The sequence below is a fragment of the Skermanella sp. genome (assembly GCF_059503625.1).
Genome location: NZ_JCACHA010000937.1, coordinates 1 through 7,115, shown reverse-complemented (window position 1 = coordinate 7,115; position 7,115 = coordinate 1). Strand labels below are relative to the sequence as shown.

The 7,115-nt window shown below is 65.1% G+C and carries 6 protein-coding genes; 2 read left to right on the top strand and 4 right to left on the bottom strand.

Annotation, left to right across the window (positions count from 1 at the left end; translation table 11 throughout):
* On the bottom strand, nt 1-3,225 hold a 3,225-nt coding region (locus tag AC5JJ6_RS34210; protein ID WP_496046322.1), incomplete at its 3' end, for a transglutaminase family protein.
* Between the two features lie 264 nt (nt 3,226-3,489).
* Between AC5JJ6_RS34210 and AC5JJ6_RS34205 the strand changes: the two genes are divergently transcribed.
* Entirely contained in the window at nt 3,490-3,783 is a 294-nt protein-coding gene (locus AC5JJ6_RS34205; protein ID WP_496046321.1) for a hypothetical protein, read from the top strand.
* A 41-nt stretch (nt 3,784-3,824) separates the two neighbouring features.
* Here the strand turns inward: AC5JJ6_RS34205 and AC5JJ6_RS34200 are convergent, their stop codons facing one another.
* Genes AC5JJ6_RS34200 through AC5JJ6_RS34190 form a run of 3 tightly spaced genes read right to left on the bottom strand, consistent with a single transcriptional unit; the run spans nt 3,825 to nt 6,333 of the window.
* Entirely contained in the window at nt 3,825-4,475 is a 651-nt protein-coding gene (locus AC5JJ6_RS34200; RefSeq protein WP_496046320.1) for a 2-dehydro-3-deoxy-6-phosphogalactonate aldolase, read from the bottom strand.
* Nucleotides 4,472-5,467 (bottom strand): 2-dehydro-3-deoxygalactonokinase, encoded by a 996-nt coding sequence (locus AC5JJ6_RS34195; protein WP_496046319.1) that lies wholly within the window; start codon nt 5,465-5,467, stop codon nt 4,472-4,474. Before AC5JJ6_RS34195 ends, AC5JJ6_RS34200 begins: the two co-directional genes overlap by 4 nt.
* Entirely contained in the window at nt 5,464-6,333 is an 870-nt protein-coding gene (locus AC5JJ6_RS34190) for an IclR family transcriptional regulator (protein WP_496046318.1), read from the bottom strand. The genes AC5JJ6_RS34195 and AC5JJ6_RS34190 overlap by 4 nt, the downstream gene beginning before the upstream one ends.
* Nucleotides 6,334-6,479: 146 nt before the next feature.
* On the opposite strand from AC5JJ6_RS34190, the gene AC5JJ6_RS34185 reads away from it, so the two are divergent.
* Nucleotides 6,480-7,115: PQQ-dependent sugar dehydrogenase (locus AC5JJ6_RS34185; protein WP_496046317.1), on the top strand; the 636-nt coding region annotated here is incomplete at its 3' end.

Sequence of the window (7,115 nt, the reverse complement as noted above, 5' to 3'; positions counted from 1 at the left end):
CCGTCCCTCGGCCTCATGCGCATTTACCGGGAAAGTTTCGTGATTGCGTCCCCCCGGGTGAGCAACATGATATGAACAGCCGCCCACGGACCGTCCCGACCACGTATCCAGGATATCGAACACCAGCGGGCTGTGGACCGGTATGGTCGGATGCAGGCAGGAAGGCGGCTGCCATGCCCTGTACCGCACGCCGGCGACGAATTCCCCTTCAACGCCCGTGGGATGCAGCGGAACGAGGCGCCCGTTGCAAACGACTGAATGGCGCGAACCCGTCAGACCGCTGACCTTGACCTGAACCCGCTCGACCGAGCTGTCCACGTACCTTACCGTGCCGCCGCCGCCCGGCTCTTCACCTAGGACGTGCCATGGCTCCAGCGCCTGCCGGATCTCCATCACGATGCCGCGATGTGCCACTTCGCCGCACAGCGCAAAGCGGAAATTGAAGTGCGGGGCGAACCACTCATCCTGGAATGCATAGCCGTGCTCGCGCATGTCGGCCAGCACATCGGCAAGGTCCTGCTGTACGAAGTGCGGCAGCATGAAGCGGTCGGCCAGTTCGGTGCCCCAGCGCACCAGCTTGTTCTTGTACGGCGTCTTCCAGAACCGGGCGATCATGGCCCGCATCAGGAGCTGCTGCGTCAGGCTCATCTGGGCATGCGGCGGCATCTCGAACGCCCGGAACTCCACCAGACCCAGCCGGCCGCTGCTGCTGTCCGGCGAATAGAGCTTGTCGATGCAGAATTCCGCCCGGTGCGTGTTGCCCTGCATGTCGGTCAGCAGGTGGCGCAGCACTCGGTCGATCAGCCAGGGCGGACACCAGCCGCTGTCGGCGGCATGGTCGATCTGGTTGAAGGCGATCTCCAGCTCATAGAGCGAATCGTTGCGCGCCTCGTCGATGCGCGGAGCCTGGCTGGTCGGCCCGATGAACAGCCCGGAGAAGATGTAGGACAGGGCCGGGTGGTTCTGCCAGTAAGTGATCAGGCTGCGCAGCAGGTCGGGCCGCCGCAGGAACGGGCTATCCGCCGGCGTCGCTCCTCCGACCACCACGTGGTTGCCGCCGCCGGTGCCGACATGGCGGCCGTCCAGCATGAACTTCTCGGTACCCAGCCGCGCCAGCCGCGCTTCCTCGTAGAGGGCGAAGTTGTTGCGGACCAGCTCGTCCCAGGAATGGGACGGATGGATGTTGACCTCGATCACGCCGGGGTCCGGGGTCACCGCCATGCTGTTCAGGCGCGGGTCGCGCGGGGGAGGGTAGCCCTCCATGATGACCGGCATGTTCAGCTCGACCGCCGTCGCCTCGATCTCGCCGACCAGCGCCAGATAGTCCTCAAGCATGCTCATCGGCGGCATGAAGACGTACAGCTTGCCGTCGCGCGCCTCGCAGCACATCGCGGTGCGGACGATCCACCAGGCGGACTTGCCCTCTTCCGGGATCTCGGTGCGGACCTCGGCCATGGCCTGATAGGCCTGCCGGCGGAGCGCTTCCGGCTTGGGCGGCTCTACCGTGCGCTGGCGCAGCGGTACCGCATGTGGCGGCAGCGGGCCGCGCGTGTCGAACGGGTCCTGTTCCCAGGTGAAGGGATAGTCGCGCATATCGACCCAGGGCAGCGAACCCAGCGGCAGTCGGTAACCCAGCGAACTGTCGCCGGGGGCGAGCAGCAGGCGTTCCTGGCGGAGCGGCCATGTGCTGGACAGCCAGACCGGACCCTTCTGGTCCATCCGGCGGTTGATCGGCAGGGCGAAGCCGACCGGTTCGTTCAGCCCGCGCTGGAACACCTTGGCGAGACGGGCGCGCTCTTCCTTGTCCTCAAGCTTGCTGTCGAGCGGATCGACGTTGACGGGAAGCTGGGATTCCTTGCGCAGGTAATGCCAGGGGTCCTCGTACGCCGCCAGCACGAGGCTGGGATCGATCCCGAGCCTTTTCGCCAGCGTCACCAGGAACAGCCCGGCTTCCTGCGTGCCGAATCCGTAATCGACCGTCTCCTTGGCGAGCAGGTCGGAATTCGCCCACAGAGCGTCGCCGTCCTGACGCCAGTAGATGGACAGCGCCCAGCGCGGCAGGCTTTCGCCCGGATACCACTTGCCCTGTCCGTAATGGACCAGACCACCCGGCGCAAAGCGGCGCATCAGCCGGTCGAGCAGGTTGGCCGCATAGGCGCGCTTGGTCGGTCCGACGGCGGCGGTGTTCCACTCCGCCCCTTCGGCGTCGTCGATCGACACGAAGGTCGGTTCGCCGCCCATGGTCAGGCGGACGTCGCCCTCGTTCAGCTCGACATCGATCTTGTGGCCCAGCGCCTCAATGGCGCCCCATTGGCTGTCGGTATAGGGCTTGGTGACACGCGGCGCTTCATAGATGCGGGTGATCGACATCTCGTGGCCGAACTCGACCTCCGCCTCGTCCACGGCGCCGGTGATCGGCGCGGCGCTCGACGCGTCGGGCGTACAGGCCAGCGGGATATGCCCTTCGCCCGCCAGCAGCCCGGAGGTCGGGTCGAGGCCGATCCAGCCCGCTCCCGGCAGATAGACTTCGGTCCAGGCGTGCAGGTCGGTGAAGTCGACCTCGGTGCCGCTGGGACCGTCGATGCTCTTCTGGTCGGCGGTCAGCTGGATCAGGTAGCCGGACACGAAGCGGGCTGCCAGGCCGAGGTTCCGCATGATCTGAACCAGCAGCCACGCGCTGTCCCGGCACGATCCGGTCCTGAGAGTAAGCGTCTCCTCGGGTGTCTGGATGCCCGGTTCCATCCGGATGACGTAGCCGATGTCCTGCTGGAGTCGCTGGTTGAGCGCCACCACGAAGTTGACCGACTGCATCTGGTCGCGCGAGACGCCGGCGACCCATTCCTTGAGCTTGGGGCCGACTTCCGTCGTCTCCATGTAGGGGCGCAGTTCCCGCTGAAGCCAGGGCTCGTATTCGAACGGCCACTGCTCCGCACTGGGCTCCAGGAAGAAGTCGAACGGGTTGATGACCGAGATTTCGGCGACCAGATCGACCTCGATCGACAGGAAGTCGGTCTTCTCCGGGAAGACGAACCGCGCCAGATAGTTGGATTGCGGGTCCTGCTGCCAGTTCAGGAAGTGCTGCTTAGGCTCGACCTTCAATGAATAGCTGAGAATGGGCGTTCGGCAGTGGGGGGCAGGGCGTAGCCTGACGATCTGCGGACCCAGTGAAACCAGCCGGTCATATTTGTAGAACGTCTTGTGATTGAGTGCGACGTGGATCGCCATGAATTCGCCTCAGAGGAAATGGGAGCAGGGCGCAGCGTGTAAGCCTAACACCATATGCCGCAATGCGGTACGCCGCTGTCTATTCAAAATCGACCTTTGGAGAAATCGGCTAGCCTTGCCGCCCCAGGCACGGCAAACTATCTGGGGCGACAGAATGTCGCAGACCAAGCGCATACAAGATTAAGTCCGGAGGCAGAACCGCCCGGCCGAAGGATCGCGGATAACAAAAAGAACGAGGGCGCTTCTCTGGGGAGGACACCGTCTATGGGGATCGTCGTTCAACTGGGTCAGGACCAGGGCATTCCGGAACTGGCTGAGAAGGTGGCGGGCGCCTGCCGCAACCGCCTGCTCGAACGGAAGGCCGTCGCCGTATCCTTCAACCACATCAGCGAACAACTGGGCACCGATCCGCGCCTGATCCAGAAGGCCGTGACATGGCTGGAGGCTCAGGGCCGTATCGAAATCCGCTCGTTCCGACTACGCTCCCGCCCCCACGTAACGATCCCGGCGGTGTGCCGAATCGACGACGTCGACCTTTGTCCTTCCACCGGGGAGTAAGGCTGCCGAGGAGTGAGCTCGCCGAGGAGTGAGCAAACGCCTCATCGAGCCCCAAGCTTGCTCCAGGCCGTGACGAAGCGGTCGGCCCGTTCAGCGACCTCCGCCACGGTCATCCCGGGCGTATAAAGTGCCGATCCCAGACCGAACCCGGCGACGCCGGCGTCGTGGTAATCCGTCATGGTGTCCGGCGATATGCCGCCGACCGGCAGCAGCCGGACATCCGGGGGAAGCACCGCCCGCATCGCCTTCACGATCTTCGGACCGATCAGTTCGGCGGGGAACAGCTTCAACGCGTCGGCCCCCGCCTTCAGCGCGGAAAAGGCTTCGGTCGGAGTCGTAATCCCGGGCAGGCTGACCATGCCGCGCGCCTTGGCGGCCCGGATGATCTCGGCATCGGCATGGGGCATCACGACCAACTCGGCGCCCAGATCGGAAAGTCTCGATACCTGCTCCACCGTCATCACCGTCCCGGCCCCGACCAGCGCGTCGGCCGGCAGCAGCTTGCGGATCGATGCGATGCTGTCGAACGGCTGGGGCGAATTGAGCGGCACCTCGATCAGGCGGAAGCCGCGCTCGTACAGTGCCTGCGCCGTCTCTTCCGCTTCCGCAGGGGCCAGGCCGCGCAGGATCGCGACCAGCGGCAGGGTGGCGAAGGCGGTGTCGAGCCGTGCGGCCAGGGGGGTGCCGGTCATGGGATGGTCGCTCCTTCGAAGGAATTGGGCGTGACAAGTCCGGCCGAGACGGCGAACTGGAAGAGGCCGCGTGGGGCCGTGTTGTCGAGCTTGGCAGCCGGCCGGACGCCCAGCACAGCGAGCGCGCTGACATAGCGGTCGCATAGGGCGTCTTCGCCGATCAGGACAAGCGGTGTATCGGAGGCGAGGGTGTCCCGGACAAGGGCAAGACCGGAAACCAGTTCGTTCCCGATCAACAGCCCCGATAGATAATCCCTCAGCGCTTCCGCCGGCAGCCTGCGTGTCAGGCCCAGCGTGCGGGCCGCGAAGATCTGGTGCGCCAAGTCCCCGGTGGAGCCGTTGCGCGCGGCTTCGACTCCGGCGGTAAAGGCGGCCACGCGCGTCTCGGCGCCGCTATCGGTACCGGTATCCTCCGGCATCAGCCGGCCGAGGATCGAGTGCCTGGTCAGAACCGCGAACAGCTCACCCGTCATATAGGTGGCGAAGCGGACGATCCTGCCGTCGCTGACCTGGACCCATTTGGAATGGGTGCCAGGCAATGCCACGCAGGCGCGGGCCGAGAATTCCGGATTGTCCGCGAGCGCGCCGGCGATCTGGATCTCCTCGCCCCGCATCACGTCGGGCGTGTCGTCCGCCGGGTCGAAGATGACGCCGGGGGCTATCAGCAGGCGGACCCCGGCGGCGCTTTCCACCGTAACGGCACTTCCGGCCAGCGCCGCGGTATCGGCCGGGCAGCGGACATAGGGAGCTTCGGCCCAGCCCTGGGCGCTGCCGACCATGCCGCCAGCGACGACGGGCAACTTCGGGGACCGGTTCAGCCACTCGCCGCATAGCGCACCGAAGACCTGCTCGAACCCGGGGGCGCCCGGTAGAGGCAGGTTCTGGATGCCGTGCGCGTTGGAGCGTCGGTCCAGTACCCGGCCTTCCCCGTCCATCAGATAGGCCCGCAGACTCGACGTTCCCCAGTCGAGCGCTATCAAGGCGGCGGTCATTCCGGCTTCCATCCCAGTTCCTTTGAAATCGCTTCGGCGGCGGCGCGGACGACCGGACCAAGTTCCGCCATGCGGTCATCCGGCATGTAGGGCACGGCGCTGGCGACGCTGACCGCCGCTACCACTTGGTCGCGGACATCGCGCACGGGAGCGCCGACGCATCGGATGCCGATCTCGTTTTCCTCCAGGTCGAACGACCAGCCCCGATCGACGTAGCTTGCCATTCGCCGCTCGAATTCCGGCCAGGGCGGCAGTGGCGGACGGTCCTGCGGCAACCGGTCCTGCATCCGAGCCTCGGAATCGGCTGCGCGCTCGTGAAATTGCCGCCACTGGTCGCGCGGCAGCCCGAGCAGCAGGCCCTTTCCCAGGGACGTCGATGCCAAGGGCATCCGGCGCCCGACGCGCGACCTCATCTCCAGCCCGCGTGTGCCGGCGATCTTGTCCAGGTAGAAAACATCGCCGTCCTCAAGGACGCCGAGATGGACCGTATCGCCGGTCCGCATCGCCAGCGCCTCGATATGGGGACGGGCGAGGGCGATCAGCGGACGCTGCTCAAGCGCTTTCATGCCGAGTTGGATCAGCTTCGGGCCCAGCAGGTAGCCCTTGTAGGGAACGTGAAGCAGATATCTTTCTGCAACCAGACTGTTGAGCATCCTGTGGGTCGTGCTTCTCGGCGTTCCCAGGCGGGATGCGATGCCCTTGACGTCACCGATGCCGTCGGCCACGCATTCCAGCAATGCCAGCCCGCGAAGCAATGTCTGCGTTCCGGTTCCCTGCTGTTTCGCAGGCCGCTCCAGAATTCCCGCTTGGTCGCCCGCCATCGTTGCCGTTCCGTCGCCGCATTCCCGGGTGTCGATCGTATTCATGGAGGGATGATGCGTCAAATAGGTTTCTCAATGTCCAGATAGTGGGACTATCCGATCCAGGTTGAAATTTAGTAGGAGTTGTTCAACCCGGTTTGGCCCATAAATACAGTTTCCTGAAGAATGCAAAGTCCAGGAGACTAAAACCGATGCCCAACGTCTCTCCGGTTACTGCCGCCATAGCTCTGGCAATGACCACGCTGGCCGCTTCGGGTCCGGCACTCGCCATGGACAAGGTCATCAGCACCGGGAAGGTGGAAGTCCGTGTCACCACATTCGCCGACGGATTGACGGAGCCCTGGGGAATGGCCGCCCTTCCCGATGGCGGCTTCCTGGTAACGGAGAAGGAGGGCGATCTTCATCACGTCACGGCCGACGGCAAATTGTCGAAGCCGCTGACCGGCGTGCCCAAAGTGGACAGCCGGGGGCAGGGCGGTCTGCTCGACGTGGCGGTCGATCCGCAGTTCCAGCAGAACCGGCTGGTCTATATCAGCTATTCCGAGCCGGGAGAGGGCGGCAACTCGACTGCCGTGGCGCGCGGGACGCTCAGTGCCGACAGCAGCGCCCTCAACGATCTCAAGGTGATCTTCTCACAAAAGCCGAAGGTGCGGAGTACCAGGCATTTCGGGTCCCGGCTGGTCTTCGACCGGGAGGGACACCTGTTCGTCGGCCTCGGCGAACGGTCGGACGAGCAGTTCCGCACCCAGGCCCAGGACCTCGGATCCCATCTCGGAAAAGTCGTCCGGATCTACCCCGACGGCTCCGTGCCCGACGACAACCCCTTC

Coding starts and splice junctions, on each gene's coding strand:
- AC5JJ6_RS34205 (WP_496046321.1), top strand. CDS start 3,490: ATGGGGATCGTCGTTCAACTGGGTCAGGACCAGGGCATTCCGGAACTG.
- AC5JJ6_RS34200 (WP_496046320.1), bottom strand. CDS start 4,475: ATGACCGGCACCCCCCTGGCCGCACGGCTCGACACCGCCTTCGCCACC.
- AC5JJ6_RS34195 (WP_496046319.1), bottom strand. CDS start 5,467: ATGACCGCCGCCTTGATAGCGCTCGACTGGGGAACGTCGAGTCTGCGG.
- AC5JJ6_RS34190 (WP_496046318.1), bottom strand. CDS start 6,333: ATGAATACGATCGACACCCGGGAATGCGGCGACGGAACGGCAACGATG.